This is a genomic window from Alysiella crassa DSM 2578, assembly GCF_000745955.1.
Taxonomy (GTDB): Bacteria; Pseudomonadota; Gammaproteobacteria; order Burkholderiales; family Neisseriaceae; genus Simonsiella; species Simonsiella crassa.
Genome location: NZ_JQKH01000038.1, coordinates 1 through 23,157, shown reverse-complemented (window position 1 = coordinate 23,157; position 23,157 = coordinate 1). Strand labels below are relative to the sequence as shown.

19 protein-coding genes are annotated in these 23,157 nt (G+C 44.9%); 5 read left to right on the top strand and 14 right to left on the bottom strand.

Features of this window, described 5'->3' with window-relative positions:
* The first annotated feature begins 182 nt into the window (after positions 1-182).
* Complete coding sequence (locus Q338_RS07005) at positions 183-824, top strand: inner membrane CreD family protein (RefSeq protein ID WP_051968533.1); 642 nt, start codon at positions 183-185, stop codon at positions 822-824.
* Between the two features lie 63 nt (positions 825-887).
* On the opposite strand, the gene Q338_RS15180 is transcribed toward Q338_RS07005, so the two are convergent.
* Both Q338_RS15180 and Q338_RS15175 read right to left on the bottom strand, forming a co-directional pair.
* Positions 888-1,091: a helix-turn-helix domain-containing protein gene (locus tag Q338_RS15180; RefSeq protein WP_244773558.1), complete on the bottom strand. Its 204-nt coding sequence runs from the start codon at positions 1,089-1,091 to the stop codon at positions 888-890.
* 107 nt (positions 1,092-1,198) lie between these two features.
* Complete coding sequence (locus Q338_RS15175) at positions 1,199-1,540, bottom strand: type II toxin-antitoxin system RelE/ParE family toxin (RefSeq protein ID WP_034293502.1); 342 nt, start codon at positions 1,538-1,540, stop codon at positions 1,199-1,201.
* Between Q338_RS15175 and Q338_RS14470 the strand changes: the two genes are divergently transcribed.
* Positions 1,540-1,704 (top strand): hypothetical protein, encoded by a 165-nt coding sequence (locus Q338_RS14470; protein ID WP_156961051.1) that lies wholly within the window; start codon positions 1,540-1,542, stop codon positions 1,702-1,704. The genes Q338_RS15175 and Q338_RS14470 overlap by 1 nt on opposite strands.
* Here Q338_RS14470 and Q338_RS06990 read toward each other — a convergent pair.
* On the bottom strand, positions 1,701-3,218 hold the full coding sequence (locus Q338_RS06990; protein WP_034293500.1) for an alanine/glycine:cation symporter family protein: 1,518 nt from the start codon (positions 3,216-3,218) through the stop codon (positions 1,701-1,703). The genes Q338_RS14470 and Q338_RS06990 overlap by 4 nt on opposite strands.
* A 280-nt stretch (positions 3,219-3,498) precedes the next feature.
* Here Q338_RS06990 and Q338_RS06985 point away from each other — a divergent pair, with 280 nt between their 5' ends.
* Entirely contained in the window at positions 3,499-5,124 is a 1,626-nt protein-coding gene (locus tag Q338_RS06985; protein ID WP_034293498.1) for a CTP synthase, read from the top strand.
* Positions 5,125-5,288: 164 nt separating this feature from the next.
* Here the strand turns inward: Q338_RS06985 and Q338_RS06980 are convergent, their stop codons facing one another.
* The 9 genes from Q338_RS06980 to Q338_RS06940 form a co-directional block, all read right to left on the bottom strand.
* Entirely contained in the window at positions 5,289-6,350 is a 1,062-nt protein-coding gene (locus tag Q338_RS06980; protein WP_034293497.1) for a glycosyltransferase family 9 protein, read from the bottom strand.
* A 359-nt stretch (positions 6,351-6,709) separates the two neighbouring features.
* Positions 6,710-8,773 (bottom strand): glycine--tRNA ligase subunit beta, encoded by a 2,064-nt coding sequence (gene glyS, locus Q338_RS06975; RefSeq protein WP_034293508.1) that lies wholly within the window; start codon positions 8,771-8,773, stop codon positions 6,710-6,712.
* Between the two features lie 499 nt (positions 8,774-9,272).
* Complete coding sequence (locus tag Q338_RS06970) at positions 9,273-10,610, bottom strand: AAA family ATPase (protein ID WP_034293494.1); 1,338 nt, start codon at positions 10,608-10,610, stop codon at positions 9,273-9,275.
* Between the two features lie 73 nt (positions 10,611-10,683).
* Entirely contained in the window at positions 10,684-11,580 is an 897-nt protein-coding gene (glyQ, locus tag Q338_RS06965) for a glycine--tRNA ligase subunit alpha (protein WP_034293491.1), read from the bottom strand.
* 80 nt (positions 11,581-11,660) lie between these two features.
* Positions 11,661-12,926: a lipid IV(A) 3-deoxy-D-manno-octulosonic acid transferase gene (gene waaA / locus Q338_RS06960; protein ID WP_034293489.1), complete on the bottom strand. Its 1,266-nt coding sequence runs from the start codon at positions 12,924-12,926 to the stop codon at positions 11,661-11,663.
* 179 nt (positions 12,927-13,105) lie between these two features.
* Positions 13,106-13,579, bottom strand: coding sequence for a DUF2750 domain-containing protein (locus Q338_RS06955; RefSeq protein ID WP_034293486.1), 474 nt, complete (start codon positions 13,577-13,579; stop codon positions 13,106-13,108).
* Positions 13,576-14,103 (bottom strand): ribosome biogenesis factor YjgA, encoded by a 528-nt coding sequence (yjgA, locus tag Q338_RS06950; RefSeq protein WP_034293482.1) that lies wholly within the window; start codon positions 14,101-14,103, stop codon positions 13,576-13,578. Before yjgA ends, Q338_RS06955 begins: the two co-directional genes overlap by 4 nt.
* Before the next feature lie 135 nt (positions 14,104-14,238).
* Entirely contained in the window at positions 14,239-15,414 is a 1,176-nt protein-coding gene (locus tag Q338_RS06945) for an NnrS family protein (RefSeq protein WP_051968531.1), read from the bottom strand.
* A 30-nt stretch (positions 15,415-15,444) separates the two neighbouring features.
* Positions 15,445-15,831 (bottom strand): hemerythrin domain-containing protein, encoded by a 387-nt coding sequence (locus Q338_RS06940; RefSeq protein ID WP_034293479.1) that lies wholly within the window; start codon positions 15,829-15,831, stop codon positions 15,445-15,447.
* A gap of 107 nt (positions 15,832-15,938) precedes the next feature.
* Between Q338_RS06940 and Q338_RS06935 the strand changes: the two genes are divergently transcribed.
* Positions 15,939-16,403 carry an RrF2 family transcriptional regulator gene (locus tag Q338_RS06935; RefSeq protein ID WP_034293476.1) on the top strand — a complete coding sequence of 155 codons (465 nt, stop codon included), beginning with the start codon at positions 15,939-15,941 and terminating at the stop codon, positions 16,401-16,403.
* Positions 16,404-16,469: 66 nt separating this feature from the next.
* On the opposite strand, the gene Q338_RS06930 is transcribed toward Q338_RS06935, so the two are convergent.
* Positions 16,470-17,555, bottom strand: a complete 1,086-nt coding sequence (locus Q338_RS06930; RefSeq protein WP_051968530.1) for a PP2C family protein-serine/threonine phosphatase — start codon at positions 17,553-17,555, stop codon at positions 16,470-16,472.
* 250 nt (positions 17,556-17,805) lie between these two features.
* Positions 17,806-18,675 carry a 16S rRNA (cytidine(1402)-2'-O)-methyltransferase gene (rsmI, locus tag Q338_RS06925; protein WP_034293473.1) on the bottom strand — a complete coding sequence of 290 codons (870 nt, stop codon included), beginning with the start codon at positions 18,673-18,675 and terminating at the stop codon, positions 17,806-17,808.
* 203 nt (positions 18,676-18,878) lie between these two features.
* Between rsmI and Q338_RS06920 the strand changes: the two genes are divergently transcribed.
* Positions 18,879-22,721: a DUF3683 domain-containing protein gene (locus Q338_RS06920; protein ID WP_034293471.1), complete on the top strand. Its 3,843-nt coding sequence runs from the start codon at positions 18,879-18,881 to the stop codon at positions 22,719-22,721.
* The last annotated feature ends 436 nt before the right edge of the window (positions 22,722-23,157 follow it).

Sequence of the window (23,157 nt, the reverse complement as noted above, 5' to 3'; positions counted from 1 at the left end):
GGGTTAGGGTGGGGGTTCGTTGATTTTCAAGACAATTAATTTATTCCACAAATTTTCCCCCACCCTAGCCCTCCCCCGTTGGAGACGGGGGAGGGGACAGGTTTGTGGTTATTTCAAAAAATTGTCGTGTACTGAAAGGCTATCTGAAACCATATTCTCAACCCAAAACGGAGTTTTTCAAAATGACGAAAAAATTATGGCACATTTTATCTTTGTGCGTGGTGTTTGCAATTGTCTTGATGTTTATCAATGGCTTGGCGGAGCAAAGATTGGAATATCATTCCAGCCCCTTATTAAGCGATATGGATTATCGCATGATTATCCGCAGCATGAAATACGGCATGATTTTGGTTTTGCTGGTGTTTTCTGTGTTCTTTTTGAGTGAAATTTTGCAAGATTGGCGCATACACCCGATTCAATATTTATTGGTGGGGGCGGCTTTGTCTATGTTTTATTTGCTGTTGTTGTCGTTTGCGGAACACATTGGTTTTGTGATGGCGTATGTGTGTGGCGCGGCGGCGTGTATTCTTTTGCTGTGGTGGTATTTGCATTATGTGTTGGCAAACAGCAAAGGGGTGTATTTGACAGTGGCTTTGTTGGTGTTGGCGTATGCGACCATGTTTGTGCTGTTGAGTATGCAGCAATACAATTTGGTGGTGGGTTCGTGTTTGCTGTTTGCCACTTTGTTTGGCGTGATGTATTGCACGAGAAACATCAATTGGTATGAATTTAGCAACGATGAAGAAAAAGAAGAATACGAACGCAAAGAACGCATCAAACGTTACAGAAATAAAGAATTAAATCAACATTTAAATCAAGATTAAATGATTCAGGCAGCCTGAAAATAATTTCAGGCTGCCTTGAAGTATTTTTCATTTATCGGGGAATTAAATGGCGGCAATATTGTGAAAAGTTTGCGGCGATTGAGCTACCATTTTCAGCAACAAAGCAGCCTGCGAATTTGGGCGTGTTTTACCCTGTTCCCAACCCTGATACGTCCGCACAGACATACGTAATTTTTGTGCAAACACCGCTTGCGATAAATTCAACTGCTCCCTAATGGCGCGAATTTCATCGGGGCTGATGACCACAGGGTCAGGTTTTTCTACCGTAACGGTTTTCAGGGTAATTTTGTCCTCTTGTTATTGGCGGAGCGTTTCCAAACCTTCCACCAATTCATTAAAAATATTGCGTTCAGTCATGGTTGATTGTCCTTGATTACTTGAAGAAGTTGCGCCAACAGGCGTTGTTCATGGTTTAAATCGTCCTGTTGATTTTTGCCATAAACGGTAAACAAAACAAATTGAGCTTGATTTAAATGCCAATAATAAATCACCCGTGAACCACCACGCTTGCCTTTTTGACATTTGGGGTCGGCAACACGGATTTTTCTCAATCCGCCTGTACCTTGAATTAAATCGCCTTTTTCGGGATTTTCCATGAGTTCATTTTGGAAATCGGCGTAGGGGCTAATGACAATTTGTTCGCGGTTGGATTTTGCGCTAAATTCGTCCCATTCTGCATTGAAAATACTCGCCAATGGAACGCATTGGTTCGCATTTTCGCCTTGAATTGAACGAATTTATCTGCAAAACCAAGCTCGCGCCCAAATTATCATTAGCCCCTAGCAAAATCAAGAAAGGCAGCCTGAAAAGTCCTAGCGGACGGCAATTCAGGCTGCCTGAAATAATTAAATCAAATTAATCTTGCTGATTTTGCTGTTTACGCAAACGCTCTTCCCAGAAAGTTGCGCCTTCTACGCCGCATTTTTTCGGGTCAAACGTATAATGTTTCACACCCGCTTTTTTCTGCTCTTCGTAATCTTTCAATGCGCTAATGGTCGGTTTGCTCTTCAAGAAAATGATGATAATGCCGACAATGTTCAACCAAGCCATCAAGCCCACGCCCACATCGCCAATATCCCAAATATAACCCGCGCTGTTTACCGCACCATACGCCACAGCCGACATCAACAAAACTTTAACCAATACAATAAACCAAGTATTGTCTTTCATTCTGCGTGTCAAGTAAGCCATATTGGTTTCGGCGATGTAGTAGTACGCCAAAATTGTGGTAAACGCAAAGAAGAAAATGGAAACGCCCGTAAACACATTACCAAACGAACCAAACACGCTGGAAACCGCCATTTGCGTAAACGCAGGACCATTGATTTCAGTAGCAGCCGCCACATTTTGCACCAAGAATTGACCTTTTTCCAAAGTGCCTTGAATATTGTATTGCCCTGTAATCAAAATCATGAAAGCCGTTGCCGAGCAAACAAACAAAGTGTCCACATACACCGAAAAGGCTTGCACAAAACCTTGTTGCGCTGGGTGTTCCACTTCCGCCGCCGCCGCAGGGTGTGGACCTGTACCTTGACCTGCTTCGTTAGAATAAACACCGCGTTTCACACCCCAACCAATTGCCGCACCAAAACCCGCTTGCGCCGTAAACGCGTCGCTGATAATCATGCCAAACACAACAGGCAATTTGTCAATATTCATGAAAATAATCAACAAAGCCATCAAAATATAGCCCAAAGCCATAAACGGTACAATAATTTCCGTTACATTCGCAATGCGCTTAATGCCACCGAAAATAATCAAACCCAATACAATCAAAATAAACAACAAGGCAATCAATTTATTCATGCCCACTTCGCCAAAAGAAGTTTGCACCATATCGCCATTGCCGACAATCATCACCACCGCGTTTGCCACACCATTCGCTTGCACACCAGGTAAGAACAAACCACACGCCACCACCGCCGCAATCGCAAAAATCGCACCGTAAATTTTACCCACGCCGCCTTTGAAAAATTTTTCAAAGTAGTAAGCAGGGCCGCCGCGATATTGCCCATTATCGTTTTCTTTGTAAATTTGCGCCAAAGTGGATTCTACATAAGCGGTACTCGCGCCCAAAAACGCCACCACCCACATCCAAAACACCGCACCTGGTCCACCAAAACCAATCGCCGCCGCCACACCCGCAATATTGCCCATGCCCACACGCCCCGACAACGCCACCGCCAAAGCCTGAAACGAGCTAATCCCTTCTGGGCTGGTGTTGGGTTTGAACAACAAACGCAGCATTTCGCCAAAATGCCGCACCTGCATAAACCGCGTGATAATTGAGAAAAACAAACCCGCACCCAAACACAGGTAAATCAAGGCGGAACTCCAAATCCAGCCATTGAGTGTACTGATGATTTCTTGCATGATAAATCACTCCTAAAAAAGAAAATAAAATGTAACAAACTTACAAGCTGTTACATGATTTAACAATATCATACTTTTTTAGCGTATTTATCAAAGTTTTTTAGGTATTCGTAAATTTGATTGTGGTAATTTATTTTGCTGATACACATTTCTTTATTCTGCCAAGGTATTCGTGCATTTCATCTGAAGCAAATTTACAACACATCAAAGGCAGCCTGAAAACTTTTTCTTTACCCAAATTTGCGTTAAAATCACACATTCCAATTCAGGTAATACAATCATGACAAAATTTATTTTCGTAACTGGCGGCGTTGTCTCATCACTTGGTAAAGGCATTGCCGCCGCTTCTATTGCGACCATCTTGGAATCGCGTGGTTTAAACGTAACCATGTTGAAACTTGACCCCTACATCAACGTGGACCCTGGTACCATGAGTCCATTTCAACACGGCGAAGTGTTTGTTACCGATGACGGCGCGGAAACCGATTTGGATTTGGGACACTACGAGCGTTTCATCAACGCCACCATGACGCGCAAAAACAGCTTTTCCGCAGGGCAAGTTTATGAAAACGTGATTGCCAAAGAGCGGCGCGGCGATTATTTGGGCGGCACGGTGCAAGTCATTCCGCACATCACCGATGAAATCAAACGCCGCATTCACGATGGCGCAACGGGTAAAGATGTGGCAATTGTGGAAATTGGTGGCACGGTCGGCGATATTGAATCTTTGCCATTTTTGGAAGCGATTCGCCAAATGCGTTCACAATTGGGGCGCACTAATACGCTGTTTGTGCATTTGAGCTATGTGCCATACATCGCGGCGGCTGGCGAAATCAAAACCAAACCCACCCAACACACCGTTAAAGAAATGTTGAGCATTGGTTTGCAGCCCGATATTTTGATTTGCCGCATGGACAGATTATTACCTGACGATGAACGCCGCAAAATCGCCCTATTCTGCAATGTGGAAGAGCGCGCCGTAGTCGGCAGTTATGACGCAGGCAGCATTTATGAAATCCCCGAAATGCTGCACAATCAAGGCATTGACAAAATCATTTGCGAACAATTGCAATTGAATGTGCAAGAAGCTGATTTAACCGAATGGAAAAAAATTGTCCACGCCATCAACAATCCACAACACAAAGTAAATATTGCGATGGTGGGCAAATATGTGGATTTAACCGAATCCTACAAATCGCTTACTGAAGCCTTGAAACACGCAGGCATTCACACGCAAACCGATGTAAACATTACTTATATTGACAGCGAAAGTCTGGAGAAAGACGGTACAGGCAGCCTGAAAAACTTTGACGCGATTCTCGTCCCAGGCGGATTTGGTTCGCGTGGCGTGGAAGGCAAAATCGCGGCGGCGCGTTTTGCGCGTGAACACAAAGTGCCGTATTTGGGGATTTGCTTGGGCATGCAAATTGCGCTGATTGAATATGCGCGAAATATGGCAGGCTTGGACGGCGCGACTTCTACCGAATTTGACCCTGCGGCGAAACACCCCGTGATTGCCCTGATTGACGAATGGCAAACGGCAGACGGCAGTATGGAAACCCGTGATGAACACGCCGATTTGGGCGGCACCATGCGTTTGGGCGCACAAGAAGTGGAATTGAAACCAAATAGTTTGGCGGCGAAAATTTACGGTGCCAACACGGTGCGTGAACGCCATCGCCATCGCTATGAAGTGAACAATCATTATGTGGCGCAATTGGAAGCGGCTGGATTGACGATTGGTGGGGTGTCGGCTGGTCGTGAGCGTTTGGTGGAAACCATTGAAATTTCAGAACATCCTTGGTTTTTTGCGTGTCAATTCCACCCAGAGTTTACGTCTAATCCGCGCCGTGGGCATAAATTGTTTGAAGCCTTTGTGAAAGCGGCGTTGGCGCATAAAAATTAATTAAAAATAAATTAGGCAGCCTGAAAAATAATTTTCAGGCTGCCTGAATATTTAATATAGTGAATTCAATTTAAATCAGGACAAGGCGACAGCGACCGCCATGTACACATAGTACATAAGCGGGTTGGCAACGCCGTAATGCTTTTTCAGTTCTGCGACTATATTTATTTTCCCATTTGTATCTGTATTTGTTCATTCAACCAAATAATTGCATTATTTAATGGAAAGTTATAGGTATCTTTAGTTATTTCAGTATCCGCAATGACCGTTAAATGTGGAACATCTTGGTTTGGGCGTGGATACCACAATGCCAGATTACTGGGTAAATTAGCAAAAAATGCCAATAAGGGAATATTAAAAGCACAAGCTAAATGTACTGTACCGCTATCTATACATATTGCAATATTAGTTGAGGCAACAAGTGCTAAATATTCATTTAAATTAGTTTGTGGAGAAAGAGTTAAATCAATATCTTCATCACACAAAGCCTTTAATTGTTCATAGTAATTGAGACTATTCTGGGTTCTAGACAGTATAAATTGACAATTAATTATATTTTTCTTATTAACTGAATTTAAAAGCTGTGCCAATTCTATTGCAGGAATCAGCCGTTTTTCATAACTTCCCTGTGGTGCTAATAAAATTCGCACTTTACCGTTATTCCATAAAGACGAAATTTCTTCTAACTCTTGGGGAAAACTAAGCTGGAAATAAGCGGGAGGCAATGGCTTCGCTTCTGCCAATTTAGTTTGCTGCAAACGATCCAATATATGACAATCTTCTGTTAGATGAGCACAATAGTCATAGTTTTTAACATTCTGCATAGAATAATATTTTTTATCATGCTTTTTAAAAATCATCGTGATATTGGAATGAAGCAAAGCATTTCCAATAATCAGTTTGCTAGTGAACGTCTCATAACAATCAAGAAATATTTGCCATTTTTTTCTATTTATTAAATAGGATAAAATATTATCTTCTAATATTTCATCAATCGCAGGTGATAATTGATAAATTGCTTTATTTCGCTCAATTGCCAAAACCCCAACTTTGCAGTTTGGATAAACTGCCTTGATTTGGGCTGCATAGGCAGAATGAGCACATGCATCGCCAAGCGCATGACCAATTGGGCGAATCAAGATTGATTTAATTTGGCTAAAATCAAAGTTCATGACCTGATTTTTCTTATGACCAAATAGTGCAACAATGATTTTTTTATCTAACATTATAAAATCTCTTTTTTAAATTGATTACTCAATAAATTCTACCATAATTTATTCAAGACTTATTTTATTAATATTTTTTGAGTATTTAAATCATGACAACGACACAATACAGTAGTCTATTCTGATATACTTAAATTGCAGTATAACATAACATTTATTAAATGCGAAAAATAAAAATCATAAAAATAAATAACTTGCATAGAATAAATGTGTATACCAAACACTATTTCAGGCTAAAACCTTTGCGAACCCCATTTTTGAACTTTTTAAAAAATAAATTTCTTAAAATTCAAATAAGTAAAATTTTTAGATGTTAAATTTTAGGAATTTGGCAAAGGTTTCAGGCTGCCTGAAATTTTTTACTCGCTCAATGCCGAAATATCCGCCACACCATTCATCAAATTCGCCAATAAATTCAATAAATTCAAGCGATTTTGTTTCACGGCCACATCATCAGCCATCACCATCACGCCATCAAAAAATGCGTCCACTTGCGGTTTGATTTTTGCCAATTCGGTTAAAGCCGCCACAAAATCTTGATTTTCCACCGATTTTTGCACAATCGGTTGCAAATTTTGCACCGCTTGGAACAAGGCTTTTTCCTCGTCTTGCGCCAACAAATCGGCACGCACTTCGCCCAAATCGCCATCGGCTTTTTTCAACAGATTTTGTACGCGCTTGTTGGCGGCTGCCAATGCGCTGGCTTCGGGCAATTGTTTAAATGCTTGAACCGCTTGCAATTTTGCCAACAAATCGTCCAAACGGTCGGGGCGTTGCGCCAACACAGCCGCCACCACGTCTTGCGCGAAATCATTTTGCAGCAACACCGCCAAACGCGCTTGCATGAAATCCGCCACTTCTGCCACCGTGTTTTCAGCCAGCAAATTGGCAGGAAATTGTGCCGCCACAAAACCCAATAAATCTTTGATAGACAAAGGATAATTCATCAGCATGCGCAACACGCCCAAAGCGGAACGGCGCAGCGCGTAGGGGTCTTTGTCGCCCGTTGGAATCAAGCCAATGCCCCAAATGCCGACCAGCGTTTCCAGCTTGTCCGCCAGCGCAACGGCTGTGGCGATGGGGCTTTCAGGCAGCGTGTCGCCCGCAAAACGCGGATAATAATGCTGCTCAATGGCTTGCGCGATTTCGGGCGTTTCGCCATCAAGTTGCGCGTAATATTTGCCCATAACCCCTTGTAATTCAGGGAATTCGCCCACCATTTCCGTCAGCAAATCGGCTTTTGCCAGCATTGCGGCACGTTCCGCCACCGTTTTATCGGCATTCAGGCAGCCTGCAATGTAAACCGCAATTTTTTGCAATCTTTCAACACGTTGTGCTTGCGAACCGATTTTGTTGTGGTAAACCACATTCGCCAATTTGGGCAAGCGGCTTGCCAAATCCGCTTTTTGGTCTTGCTTGTAGAAAAATTCCGCGTCCGACAAACGTGCGCGTAAAACACGTTCATTGCCGTGAATAATGTGTGAAGAATCAGCCGTTTGTAAATTGGATACCAGCAAAAATTGGTTCATCAATTTGCCGTTTTTGTCCAAAAGTGGGAAATATTTTTGATTTTGCTGCATGGTCAAAATCAGGCATTCTTGTGGCACCGCCAAGAATTTTTCATCAAAACTGGCTTGTAAAACAACGGGATATTCCACCAAAGCGGTTACTTCGTCCAACAGACTTTCATCGGCGGCAACGGTGGCGTTCAGGCTGCCTGCGATTTTGTCCAATTCGGTTTTAATGTGGTTTTTGCGTTCGGCAAATTGGGCGATGACTTTGCCTTGTTCGGCTAATTGTGTTGCATAATCATCGGCTTGTGCGAACACGATTTCGCCTTGCGACAAGAAACGGTGTCCCAAAGTTTGATTGCTGCTGTCCAAGCCCAGCACGTTAATCGGCACAATTTGGTTGCCATGCAAAGCCATCAAGCCGTGAACAGGACGCACAAAGGTGTGGGTGCTGCTGCCCCAACGCATGACTTTGGGAATGGGCAATTTTTTCACGGCTGCCTGAACGATGTCGCCCAGTAAAACAGCAAGTGTTTGACCCGATTGGGTAAATTCATGCGCGTACACATCTTGTTTGCCGTCATTGATGATTTTCAGGCTGCCGATTTCCACGCCACACGAACGCGCAAAGCCTTCCAAAGCCTTGCTTGGCACACCGTCTTTCATGCCCACCGCCACCGACACGCCTTTTTTGACGATTTGCTGGTCGGCTTGCACGGCTTTGACGTTTTGCACCGCCACCGCCAAACGTCTGGGCGAGGCATAGGCGGTAAAACTCAATGCACCATCAATCAGTTGGGCTTTTTCCAAACCTTCGGCAATGGCTTGCGCGAAGTGATTGCCCAAGTTGTTCAGGGCTTTGGGGGGGAGTTCTTCGGTGAGAAGTTCAATTAAAAGGGTTTGGGAAGACATTGTTTTCTTTCGTTTTATATTAATGTGAATGGTTGCTTGAATATCCAATCGGAAACCCGTTTCTTGATAAAAACGGCTCATGGTTGCTGCGTGTGAATAGGCAAAATTGGGGTGTTTTCGGTTACACGCATAGGCTTTTTTGCTTTTGAATTGTGTCAATTCGGGAGCATGATATTGTTTCAATAAATCAATCGTGTTGCGTAATTGGCTAATGGCATGGTTAATCCATCCAATACGTTGAACTTTTAATTCAACCAGATACAGTTTTTCTTGAAAAATCAACATACCATCGCACAAGCTCTGTTCATTGCCGTTAATGATGATTTTTATCCGTTTATCAATGGCATAGAATTGTACACCCAAACCATTCGGATTTTGAACGGTGGCAATCCATTTTTCAGGCTGCCTGTTATCCGAATAGGCTGGCAAATTATTGTCATCATCGCACAAGCCAAATTGGGTGTCGGTACGAAGTGGCTCGCCATTATTGCTTGATAAATCAAAGAAATTCACGATTGGCGTATTCATCTTCAATTTCCAATAATTTATCAATCATTTCATTGCTTTGTGCCAACATATTGTTTAAATAGTTGTCATCAGACGGAATGCCATAAATTTCAGGCAGCAAGGTTACAATACCATCTTTTAGTTGATAAATAGACAATTCATGATTATTTAACCAACACGCAGCAGGGACAATTTTATTGATTTCTAAACCAATTTGCTCTTCTAAATCTTCATCGGTTGGTATTTCTGCTGGTAGAAGTCTTTCATGTTCAAGCATTGAATGAATTTCATCTTGCAAATTATTGTAAGCAGTTTCTGTTACTTCTTCCTTAACCTGCATGGCTTTAACACAAATACTTAAATAATTGATGATATAGGGACTATGGGTTGTTATCAATAATTGATTAAATGTCGCCAAATCATTAAATTTTAACAACTCTTTCAAAATCTCCCATTGCGAATTGGGAAACAAATTCTGTTCTGGTTCTTCCACAATATTGATAAAGGCTTTTTTATTGAATTTTGCGGATAACAGCGAAATCGCCAAACGTCTTTGCTCATCAGAAAAATCCGTATTTTCCAATATCTGTTTCATTTCTTTGGAAAAATTTTCACGTTCTTTTTCCGACATAGGTGTGCTGTTTGTGTTTGGATTAACGACTGATTTTGCCAAATAATCCGACACCAGCAACAAAGGCACAGCAGACTGAAAACCGCTTGCGCCATCACTCAACTGAATTTTGTAATCTGCGCCTTTTAAATTGAGTTTATCGTTCAGGCGGTCGTATTCCACCGAAACATCATCAATCGGCAATTTAAAAGATTGTTTTAAATTGTTTTTTGCATTATTGAACTCGGTAATAAATTCTTGCAAACTTTCTGATGCAATTTTCAATTCACGCGGATTTTTCACATAAGAAATGAAATTGCGTTCGGCTGGCACATACATGATTTGTGGCAAAACATAATTCTGCTCGTGAGCGAAATTATTTTTAATTTTTAATTGATTGTTTTCAAAGGTAATATTTTTAGCCAAGCCATCGTATTCTATATAACTGTTTTTGTGAACATAATTTTCCAAACGATGATATTTCAAAAACTGATTGAATTTGCCCTTGCGCTGCAAAGTTTTCGCGTCCAAATCGCCACGCACCAACGCTTTTTCTATCCACATAAACGTGGAAATCAGCTTGGCAACCGTGCTTTTGCCCGACCCTTGGTCGCCAATAAACACGGTTACTTTGTCAATGTCCAGCCAGCCGTCATTGTCGGGATTGGTTTGTTGGATTGCACCAAAATGTTGGATTTTAATGCGTGGTTTTTTGTTCATTTTATTTCCTAAAAATCATTTTCAGGCTGCCTGAAAGCCAAATTCCCATAACTGGCAGCCTGAAAAACACAACTTACTGTTTCAACAACGGAAAATCCAAAGCCTCGCGGCTTGCCACAAATTTCTGTGCCACAATGCGGCTCAAGGCACGAATGCGCCCAATGTAGGTCGCGCGCTCGGTTACGGAAATCGCACCACGCGCGTCCAGCAAATTGAACGTATGCCCTGCTTTCAACACCAATTCATACGCTGGCAAAGCAAGTTGTGCATCTTCTTGTTCTAAAAGGCGTTTGGCTTGCGTTTCATAATCATTGAATTGGCGTAACAGCCATTCCGCGTCCGAATATTCAAAATTGTAGGTGGACTGCTCCACTTCGTTTTGATGATAAACATCGCCATAAGTCAAATTCGTGCCTTGTGGCGTTTTTGTCCACACCAAATCATACACATTTTCAACGCCTTGCAAATACATCGCCAAGCGTTCAATGCCGTAAGTAATCTCGCCCAACACAGGTGCACAATCAATGCCGCCCACTTGTTGAAAATAGGTAAACTGGGTTACTTCCATGCCATTGAGCCACACTTCCCAACCCAAACCCCATGCGCCCAAAGTCGGGTTTTCCCAATCGTCTTCCACAAAACGAATGTCGTGAACGGTGGGGTCTATGCCCAGTTCTTTCAGGCTGCCCAAATACAAATCTTGAATGTCATCGGGTGCGGGTTTCAACGCCACTTGGAATTGATAATAATGCTGCAAACGGTTGGGGTTGTCGCCATAACGACCGTCTTTCGGGCGGCGGCTGGGTTGAACATACGCCACATTCCAAGGCTCGGGTCCCAATGCGCGTAAACAAGTGGACGGGTGCGAAGTGCCCGCACCCACTTCCATATCAAACGGTTGAATAATCGCGCAACCTTGCGCCGCCCAATAAGTTTGTAATTTAAAAATAATCTCTTGAAAAGTCAGCATAATTTAATCTTTATAAAAATAATGAAAAGATGGAATAAAATGTTCAGGCAGCCTGAAAATAAAAACGCCTTATTTTAACATTAACTTGCCTTTAATTTGTCAATGATTTGCTGGGCAATTCGCGCACTCGCGCCCTGATGTTGCGCCACAAATTGCCGCGCTTGTGTCGTGATTGCCGCATAATCTTCAGGATTATCAAGCCATTGCCTAACCGTCTGCAATAATTCGTTTACATCAGCAATTTGTTTCGCCGCGCCAAACCGCAACGCGCCATCACAGGCAGCCTGAAAATTGTAAACCGATTGCCCAAACAACACAGGTTTGCCACAAGTCATTGGTTCTATGATGTTTTGGCAACCCGTGTCCACCAAACTGCCGCCCACAAACACCACGTCAGCCACCTGATAATACGCCCACATCTCACCCATGCTGTCGCCCACCCAAACCGCCGTTTCAGGCTGCACCGCTTGATTGTCGCTGCGTTTTTGTATTGTTAAATCAAATTGTTGTACCAAATCACAGGCAGCCTGAAAACGCTCGGGGTGGCGCGGCACCAAAATCAACAAATCTTCAGGCTGCCTGAAATATTGCCACGCACGCAAAATCAATTCCGCTTCATCTACCCCATTTTTTTCGCGCAAACTCGCCGCCAAAAACACGCGCCGCTTGCCGATTTTTTCCCGAAATTGTGTTGCCAATTCAATGGATTGCTCGGGAATGGCAATATCGTATTTCGTATTGCCACACACCACAGGTGGCACCGCGCCAATGGTCTGTAAACGTGCCGCATCTTCAGCCGTCTGCGCGTAACAGCCCGATAATTTGCCCAAAGCTGGCGCGATAAACGATTGAATTTTCTGATAACCTTGCTGCGATTTTTCCGACAGTCGCGCATTTGCCAAAAAAAGCGGTACATTTTCCCGTTTACATTCCTGAATCAGATTTGCCCAAATTTCCGTTTCCATCAACACGCCAAAAATGGGACGGTGTTCACGGATAAACTGTTGAACCCATTGCGGATTATCGTAAGGCAAATAGCGGCATTGCGCTTCGGGAAACAAGGTTTGCGCGGTGGCTCTACCTGTGGGGGTCATTTGCGTGAGCAAAATGGGGGCATTGGGAAAGTGTTGTTTTAATTGAGTAATTAGGGGTTGGGCGGCGCGGGTTTCGCCCACAGAAACGGCGTGCAACCAAATCGCTCTTTGTACGGGATTCGGGTGCGGCTCACCAAAACGCTCTCCCCAATGGTTTGAATATTCAGGATTTTTTTGGGCGCGTTTGCGGAGATAATGTTTGATAATCGGTGGGGCGATGTGCCATGCAAAATTGTAGATTTTGTGTAACATCTTTATTTTACAAATAAAAAAATTTTCAGGCTGCCTGCAATATACGACAAAATATCAAATGGTTTGAATGATTTGGTGCGTGGTACGCACCCTACATTTCAGGTGTTGGTAAAAATAAAAGGCAGCCTGAAAATTTGGGGCGGACAATGAACCATTATCCACCCCAAAAGTTTATTAAATCAATGAATAATTTGCTGTTGCCACGCGATTTGTTCCCATTGTTCACGGTAATTTTGCAGCTCTTCAAATTCTTCAAACTCTTCCACCAAACCACGCCGTTTGATTTCGTCCAATAAATCGGCTAATAATTCAATGGGTTCAATTTCTGTGCCATACAATTCTGCGTCAAACGACACGCCAACGAGATTTTGGTCTTTGTCCATCTCAATCAGATTTTCATACATAAAATCAGCAAGATGAATTTCAATTAACTCGTAATTTGCCCATTCATCTTGTTGGCAGGCTTGGGCGGCGGCTTTGCTGTGCCAAAAACAATACACGGCTTCGGGTTCGCCCAAATCGTTGTTATAGGTTTCTGATGGGCATTCGGCATAGTAGTCTTCGTGGTCTTGCAGGGTATAGACGGTGGCGGTATCTACTACTTGTTTAATAAATTCAAGGTATTGTGGCTCGGTATGTGGTTCGTGTTTCATGTTTCTGTCTCTATTTCATCGTTGGGTGTATCGGGGGTTTGCATGGTATTTTTCAGTTCCTGATACAGGGCGCGGAAATTTTTGGGTGGTTTGTTTTCCGCTTGTTCTTTGCGGGCGTTGCGAACCAGCGTACGCAGCGCAGACACATCGGCATGGGGATACTGGGCGATGAATTGGGTGAGCGCGTCATCGTGTTCAATCAGGCGAGTACGCATTTGTTCTACGCGTTGCAAAAAGGCGTTATGTGCTTGATTATCAACACTTAATTTGGCTAGGTATTCACGGATGGGGGTGGGGTCAATATCGCGCATAAGTCGCCCGATGTATTGAGCTTGGCGTTTGGTTGCGCTGTTGGACGTGATTTTTTTGTAATCTTTGATGGCTTGGTGTAAATCTTCAGGCAGCCCGATTTTTTTCAGGGTTTCGTTGGACAATTTGGTCAATGCCATGCCCAAATCTTGTAATTCGTCCATTTGTTTTTTTTTGGCGGTTTTGCTGACCCATTCTTCGGTTTCGCTTGTCATTTTAGGTAAACTCGGGTAAATAAAATGGGGCGTATTTTAACGCAAAACCACGCTTTCAGGCTGCCTGAAAGGTGGTTTTTACGTCATTTTAACATTTGAAATAGGCAGCCTGAAAACAGATTACCCCTTATTTCATCAACCCTGTTTCCCATCTAAACGCGGCTGGGTGAGCCAAGGCGCGTATCGCCAGAAAAAAATCAGCAAACTCGCTGCAAACAACACCGCCGCCGTGCGATAAGAATGCACATAAGCGGTCGCATTTACCGTCATCAATAATGCCGATACGCTACGTAACACAGTTGCCGCTACCATCAACCAAAAGGCTAGCGTTAAACCCTTGGGGGCTGGATAAAGTGGGCGAGCGGTGTGTCCCAGCGCGGTGCGCGTCATCATGCCGATGGTCAGCAAACCAATGCCGCCCACCGCAATCAAATGCACCCCTAAACTGGCTAACTGATTGTATCCTCCCGAAAATTGCGCCACGCCCAACACCAGCAAACCCAAACTCGCCGCCGCATAACCTGCGTGTAAAATCCACAACATGCTTTCAGGCAACACCCCTTTGTGAAACCAACGCACTGATTGTACTAAACCCAATACGCCCCCAACCAAGCCTAATACCCCCGCCAACCACAAGGCAGCCTGAAACATCAACAAAGTCGCCATCATCATCGGCAATACCAAAGCCGCCAACATCGCCCACATCGGTGTGGCTACCTGTTCCACATTCAATCTGCGTGCGGTAAAAAAAGGAATAATTCGGTTGCCAATTAAACCAATAAATCCCGACACCATCACCAAACCAGCCAACAAACCATTATGTAATTCAATGGGGTGAAACGGCTCTAAATACGCATGAAACACAGCATGCGTTAAACCAAATATAAACAGGGCAAACACGGCAATATAATTGCGCGAATTTTGACTTTTTACCACCGAAATACCCATCCCCACCGCCGCCAACCAATAAAATAGCGTACCTGCAATATAACTCACATTAATGGCTGTGCCGAAAAAAATCGTCAAACGCGCCAATAACCACAATCCCACCAACACCATTAAAAATTTGCCACGCACAGGCGGTTGCCCCGTCCAAGTCGCCACCGCCGTCAGCAAAAATGCCACCACCACCGCACCCGAATAACCCCAAATCATCTCATGTGCGTGCCAATATTGCGCAGGCAATGCGCTGGTGCCTGTGTAACCAAATCCCCATAATAAAATAGAAATTACCCCATAAGCCGCCGCCAGCAAATAAAAGGGACGAAATGCCATCGCCCAAATGGGGTGATTCATTATTTTTTGTAACATTTTGAGTTCCTTAAATAAAATTATTTTTTATCAGGCTGCCTGAAATTTAGGCAAGGCATATTGCGCCAATGCTTCAAACAATTCCCGTTCTTCAAATCGCGCATGGTCGCGCAACAAAGTGGCAAAAGCGCGATTCCAGTCTGCATTATCAAATTCGGCAGCCTGAAACAAACGGCGCAATTCGGCGTGTTCCGCTTCAAAACGGGCGCGTAAACTGGAATCAGGTAAAGTATGCCAAAGTGGGGCAAATTGCGTTTCTTCTGCTAGCAAATGTTTTTCTAAATCAATATAATGTGCGCTAATTTCTGCTTGATAATTTTGCGTAGGGTCGCGCAGAATACGAGCACACAGGGAAAGTGAATGATGATGTTCTTGGGACAAATGTATCAATTCAGGGTGGCGTTTGAGTGGTTTCATGAATCGGATTTCCTGTGAATTTTGTTTGATTTGAGTGAAAGTTTTAGGAAAATGTTTAGGCGTATAATGTGCATAAATTATGCAACTTTAAAGGACAAATCGCAACCATGTATTTAACCCAACAAACCGATTACGCGCTGCGTGTCTTGATTTATGCCGCCGTAAATGACGACAATTTGGTCAATATTTCAACCATTGCAGATACTTACAATATTTCCAAAAGCCATCTGATGAAAGTGGTAACGGCATTGGTTAAGGGTGGTTTTTTGCACAGCATTCGTGGCAAAGGCGGCGGCTTACGTTTGGCACGCGCGGCAAACAGCATTTCGGTGGGCGCGGTGGTGCGACACATGGAACCATTGACGGTGGTGGAATGTTTTGGCGAACACAATGAGTGCATTCTGACACCCAATTGCCGTTTGGCGAATGTGTTGCACGGAGGCATGAAAGCGTTTTTGACGTATTTGGACGGGTTTACTTTGGCAGATTTGGTCAGCAATCGCCAAACGCATGATTTATTGTATTTTCAAAAAATACCGATTACGGTAGAAGATGATGGGCAAATGATGTAAATCTTTGGGGACGGATAATTGAATTTATCCGTCCCCAAAAAATTAATGATGAATGTGATGATGAATTTACAGCGCACTCGCGCTGCTGGCAGCCTGAACCACAGGTATCGGCTCACTCGCTTGACTGGCGGCGGCTGGCGGTGCAGATGGTAGATGTTCAATATGGGGTTTGCGTTCATCGGCAGACAAGAGCCGTATCGCCCCCACACTCACCACCATCGCCGCCAAAAACAGCCCCAACACCAGCCATTTGATAGACGATGAATGGCGCACCACCTTTTCAGGCTGCCTGAAATCAGACAATTCGGCAATCGTGGCAGGCGATTCAATTTCAGGCTGCCTGAAATCAGACGGTTCGGCAATCGTGGCGGGGGATTCAATTTTGTGAATGCCTTGCGGTGCGGCGGCATGGTCGGCGTATTCCAGTAAAATCACGCTGGTGTTGTCTTGATGGGGCAATTGTTGCGCTTGCACCGCGTGCAGCAAGGCGGCGGTGCTGGTGGACACGGGCGCGTTTACCATCAGTTCACCAATCTGCGTGTCGGACAAAGTGTGTACGCCATCGCTGGCAAGCAATAAGCGTTCTCCGTGTTGCAGGCTGCCTGAATTTTGGTCAATTTTGGCAATTTGGCTGCCTGTTACGGCGCTGGTGATGGCGTGGCGTTGAGGGTGGGTTTGCGCTTCTTCTGTGCTGATAACGCCTGCATTGACCATATTCGCCAAATCGTTGGCAAAGGAATGATTGGCATTAATGCGTTTCAGGCTGCCTGTTGCGTTGTGATGATACAAGGGGGAATCGCCCACGCTAATGTAATCAAATTGCCCAGTTAAATCATTTATCAACACAGCCAGCAGGGTTGAACCCATGCCTGTTAATTCGGGCTGTTGCGTGATGATTTGCTGCAAAGCCGAATTGCTGCGTAGGAGCGCGGTGTGCAGTGCTTCGCTGGCGGATTCATCTTCAATCGGGTGGCTGAAATAGGCGAGAAAGGTTTGTATAATGGTTTGGCTGGCGATTTCGCCGCCTTGATGTCCGCCCATGCCATCTGCCAACACAAATAATTGACGATGATTGGGCAGATTGAGATTGCCAACGCTGTCTTGTTGCGACTCGCGGCTGCCGATGATTTGTAGGGCGTGAGCATGTATCATCTTGTTATTCACTATCTGAACTGTGGAATTGATTGGCAAGTGTATGAAAAAAAAAACCGTTTGGCAATCTGAAACCTTTGTAAAACCTTTTCAGGCTGCCTTTCATTACCCGACAATTTTGCCAATCACAAATCATGTAGGGTGCGCCCTGCACACCAAATAACTGAATAATTTAAATATTGTGATGGATTTGGTGCGCACGGCGCACCCTACTGTTATTTTTGTCGTGTACTGAAAGGCAGCCTGAAAGCTATTTTTTCCAAGAAATTGCCAAATCATACAAAGCCTTTTTACTTTCCCCTGTGATTTTGGCGGCTAATTCTGCTGCTTGTTTGGTGGGCAATTCGGCGGACAAGATTTTCATCACATTTTGCGCCGTTTCAGGCAGCGTGTCCGATTTTTCTACCACATTCGCGTGTATCACCAACACCATTTCGCCACGCGATTGATTGCTGTCGGCGGCTAATTGTTCGCGCAATTCGCTGACCGTTCCCACCAAAAAAGTTTCAAATGTTTTCGTGATTTCTCTTGCCAACATAATGGTTCTATTGGGAAAAATCTGGTTCATATCGTCCAATGTTGCTGCGATTCGGTGCGGTGTTTCAAAAGCGATGATGGGGTAATTTGCATTTTGCCATTGTTCCAATAATTTCACGCGCTCGCCCGATTTGGGCGGCAAAAAGCCATGAAAATAAAAATGCGGCTCCGACACCCCCGCCACGCTCAACGCACCCATCACCGCGCTCGCCCCCACCACAGGCACCACCGCAAAACCTGCTTCGCGCACCCGCGCCACCAATTTCGCGCCAGGGTCGCAGACGGCGGGCGTGCCAGCGTCTGAAATTTGCGCCACGCGTTTACCTTCGGCAAGTGCGGCGATGATTTTGTCTGCCATTTGCTGCTCATTGTGTTCGCGCACGGAAAGCAATTTCGCCTGAATGCCGTATGCCGCCAACAATTGCGCCGACACGCGCGTGTCTTCCGCGCACACCATATCGGCGGTTTGCAACACGGCAAGGGCGCGTAGCGTAATGTCTGCCAAATTACCAATGGGCGTGGCAACAATATATAAAATGCTGTTTTGTATGGAATCTAATGCTTTTTGGAAATGTTTTTGCATGATAAATAGGGTTCAGGCAGCCTGAAAATTAAAAAATGAAGAAAAAAGATTTTAACGCGAAAATGGGGTTTCAGGCTGCCTAAAGTTTTGATGGATACAAGCGTGAATTTTTTTCATCTTATCCAACACCATTTTTCAGGCTGCCTGAAAAGCAAAAATCCCTTACAATCTCGTTTCCATTCAATAATAACGGATAAAGAACCATGACCGCTACCACACATGCAGAACTTGCGCCGCGTATCCGCGAAATTCCCTATAACTACACGTCCTATTCCGACAAGGAAATTGTGAGCCGTTTGCTGGGCGAACACGCTTGGCAAATTCTGGAAACCCTGCGCCAACAACGCAAAACAGGTCGTTCTGCCCGTATGCTGTTTGAAGTGTTGGGCGATATTTGGGCGGTCATGCGCAACCCGTATTTGGTGGACGATTTATTGGAACACCCCAAACGCCAAACCGCTTTGGTTCAAGCTATGCGCCATCGCCTTGATGAAATCAACAAACGCCGCGATGACAATTCCGATGTGCTGAAACTGGTTCAGGCTGCCGAAAGCGCAGTCAATAAATTTGAACGCAGCTTTGCCGCCACCAAACTCAAACGTGAACAAATCTTGTCGCGCCTGTCCAAAATCACCAAAAAACACAATATTATGTTTGACGGCTTGGCGCGTGTGGTTCACGTTACCGACGCGACCGACTGGCGCGTGGAATACCCCTTTGTCGTGATTAATCCCGACACCGAAGAAGAAATCGCGCCTTTGGTTCGTGCCCTGATTGAGCTGGAATTGACGATTATTCCACGCGGCGGTGGCACAGGTTACACAGGCGGTGCCGTGCCTTTGGACGAAATGTCCGCCGTGATTAACACCGAAAAATTAGACCGCCACAATGGTGTGCAATATGTGGAACTCGCTGGTTTGGAGGGCAAACACCCGATTATCCATTGCGGTGCAGGCGTGGTAACGCGGCGCGTGGAAGAAACCGCGTCCTCCGCCAAACTCGTGTTTGCCGTTGACCCGACTTCCGCAGACGCGTCCTGCGTGGGCGGCAATGTCGCCATGAACGCAGGCGGTAAAAAAGCCGTGTTGTGGGGCACGGCTTTGGACAATTTGGCGTATTGGAAAATGGTCAATCCGCAAGGCGAATGGCTGTTGATTGAACGCGTGCGCCACAATTTCGGCAAAATCCACGATGAAGAAACCGCCATTTTTGACGTCCACACACTCAAAGAAGACGGCAAAACCATCGCCAAAACCAAGCGTTTGGAAATTGCAGGCAACAAATTCCGCAAAGTCGGTTTGGGCAAAGACGTTACCGACAAATTTTTGAGCGGCTTACCAGGTGTACAAAAAGAAGGCACAGACGGCATTATCACCAGCGTGGCATTTGTGTTGCACAAAATGCCTGCCCACACGCGCACCATTTGCTTGGAATTTTTCGGCACGGTCGCCAACGCCACGCCGTCTATTGTGGAAATTCGGGATTATATGTTGGCGCATGATTCGGTGAGATTAGCAGGTTTGGAACATTTGGATTGGCGATACGTCCGCGCGGTGGGTTACGCCACCAAAGCGGCGGGCAAAGGTCGCCCGAAAATGGTGCTGATTGCCGATATTGTGTCGGACGATGAACACGCGGTAAACGAAGCGTCGGCGCACATTGTCTCATTGGCACAAGCGCGTGATGGCGAAGGCTTTATCGCCATTTCCCCCGAACAGCGCAAAACATTCTGGTTAGACCGCAGCCGCACTGCCGCCATCGCCCGCCACACCAACGCCTTTAAAATCAATGAAGACGTGGTGATTCCTTTGGAGCGTTTGGGCGAATATTCCGATGGCATTGAGCGGATTAATATTGAATTGTCCATTCAAAACAAATTGAAATTGTGCGACGCGTTGGCGAATTATCTTTCAGGCAGCCTGCCTGTGGAGCAATTTGACAGTGAATTGCCCAAAAGTGAATTATTGGGCGACCGCGCCGAATACGCTTTGAAATTTGTCAATGAAGTGCGCGCGCGTTGGCAATGGCTGTTGGACAATTTGGATACGCCGTTGGCGGATTATTTGGCGCGTTATGGCGACAAAATTGTGGTGGCAAAAGAAGCCGTTACGAATGAAAGCAGTTTTATTGCATTCCGTGATTTCAGGCTGCGTGTCTCCATCAAAGAAGATGTGATGAAACCGCTCGCCGAAATTTTCAGCGGCAATGCGGACGCGAAAATCATGGCAGGTTTGGGCAAAATCCACAGCAAAATTGTGCGTTCTCGTGTATTTGTTGCGCTGCACATGCACGCGGGCGATGGCAATGTTCACACCAATATCCCTGTGAATTCAGATGATTACGAAATGTTGCAAACAGCACATCAAGCCGTTGCGCGGATTATGAATATTGCACGCAGCCTGAACGGTGTGATTTCGGGCGAACACGGCATTGGCATTACCAAACTGGAATTTATGCACGATGAAGAAATGCAAGCATTTTGGGATTACAAGCAAAGCATTGACCCAAAAGGCTATTTCAACCGCGGCAAATTAATGAAAGGCTCGGATTTGCGCCATGCCTACACGCCATCGTTTGAATTATTGGGTTTTGAAAGCCTGATTATGGAACAATCGGCGTTGGGCAAAATTACCCATGCGGTGAAAGATTGTTTGCGTTGCGGCAAATGTAAACCCGTTTGCTCCACCCACGTTCCGCGTGCTAACTTATTGTATTCGCCCAGAAATAAAATTTTGGGCGTGGGTTTGCTTGCCGAAGCATTTTTGTACGAAGAGCAAACGCGGCGCGGCGTGTCGCTGAAACATTTTCATGAATTGGGCAATATTGGCGACCATTGCACGGTGTGTCATCGTTGCGTGAAACCATGTCCTGTGAAAATTGATTTTGGCGATGTAACGGTGGACATTCGTCATTTCCTTTTAAAATCAGGCAAAAGCAAATTCAATCCTACGGTGGCGGCAGGCATGGCGTTTTTGAACGCGAAAAACCCAACGGCGGTCAATGCCTTGCGTATGGGCGTGGTCGGTGCGGGTTTCAAATTGCAAAATATTGGCTACGATTTAAGCAAACAATTTCACATTGGCGCGGGCAAACAAAAACGCGCCCCGAAAGCGACCACGCAAAAATCACCAATTAAAGAACAAGTTATCCATTTTATCAATCGCCCCCTGCCGCGCAATGTGCCATTGAAAACCGCGCGTTCTTTGCTGGGGATTGAAGACAATAAAACCATTCCGATTATTCGCAATCCGAGTTTGGGCGAAGAAGCGGAAGTGGTGTTTTATTTCCCTGGCTGCGGTTCGGAAAAATTGTTTAGCCAAGTGGGTTTGGCGACACAGGCGATGTTGTATCACGCGGGCGTGCAAACTGTGCTGCCACCGGGCTATTTGTGTTGTGGCTATCCGCAAAATGCGGGCGGCGACAAAGCCAAAGCCAATCAGATGGTTACAGAAAACCGTGTCTTGTTTCATCGCATGGCGAACACTTTGAATTATTTGGATATTAAAACAGTAGTGGTGAGCTGCGGAACGTGTTATGACGCGTTGGCGGATTATCGTTTTGAAGACATTTTCCCGAATAGTCGCATTGTTGATATTCATGAATTTTTGTTGGAAAAAGGGATTAAGCTGGACGGGGTGCAAGGGCAGCAATATTTGTACCATAACCCTTGCCACACGCCGATTAAGAGCATGGACGGAGCAAAACTCGCCAGCGAATTAATGGGGCAAAAAGTGGTGAACAGCGACCGTTGTTGTGGCGAAAGCGGCATGTTTGCGGTGAAACGCCCCGACATCGCCACGCAAGTGAAATTCCGCAAACAGGAAGAAATTGAGAAAAATCTGGCTGCTTTGCCACAAGGCGAGCCTGTGAAAATGCTGACTTCCTGCCCTGCGTGTTTGCAAGGTTTGAGCCGCTATGAAGACGACAATAATTTACCTGCGGATTATATTGTGATTGAAATGGCGAAGAAAATTTTGGGCGACAATTGGCAGGCGGATTTTGTGGAAAAAGCGCAAAATGGGGGGGTAGAGAAAGTATTGTTGTAATTTGATTTGATGATTTTCAGGCTGCCTGAAAGGGTTTTTTGGCTTTTCAGGCAGCCTTTCAGTACACGACAAAAATAACAGTAGGGTGCACCGTGCGCACCAAATCCACCACAATATTTAAATTATTCAGTCATTTGGTGCGCACGGCGCACCCTACATGATTTGTGATTGGAAAAATTGTCGTGTACTGAAAGGCAGCCTGAAAATACAAGGAAATGATGATGAAAAATAAAAATTATGAACGCACAAAGTATGAAGAATTAAAAAGGAGTTTTTTATTTGCTGGTTTTTCTGCTTGTGTCTAAATTTCACAATGGTAAAGTGGATAGCTGGGGAAATAATGAAAGTGAATGGGGCTATGCCAGCTATCATTTTGAAGGATGTTTTAGTTTACCAATTGAGCAACTGATGTTAAATGTCATTGAAATTATTACCG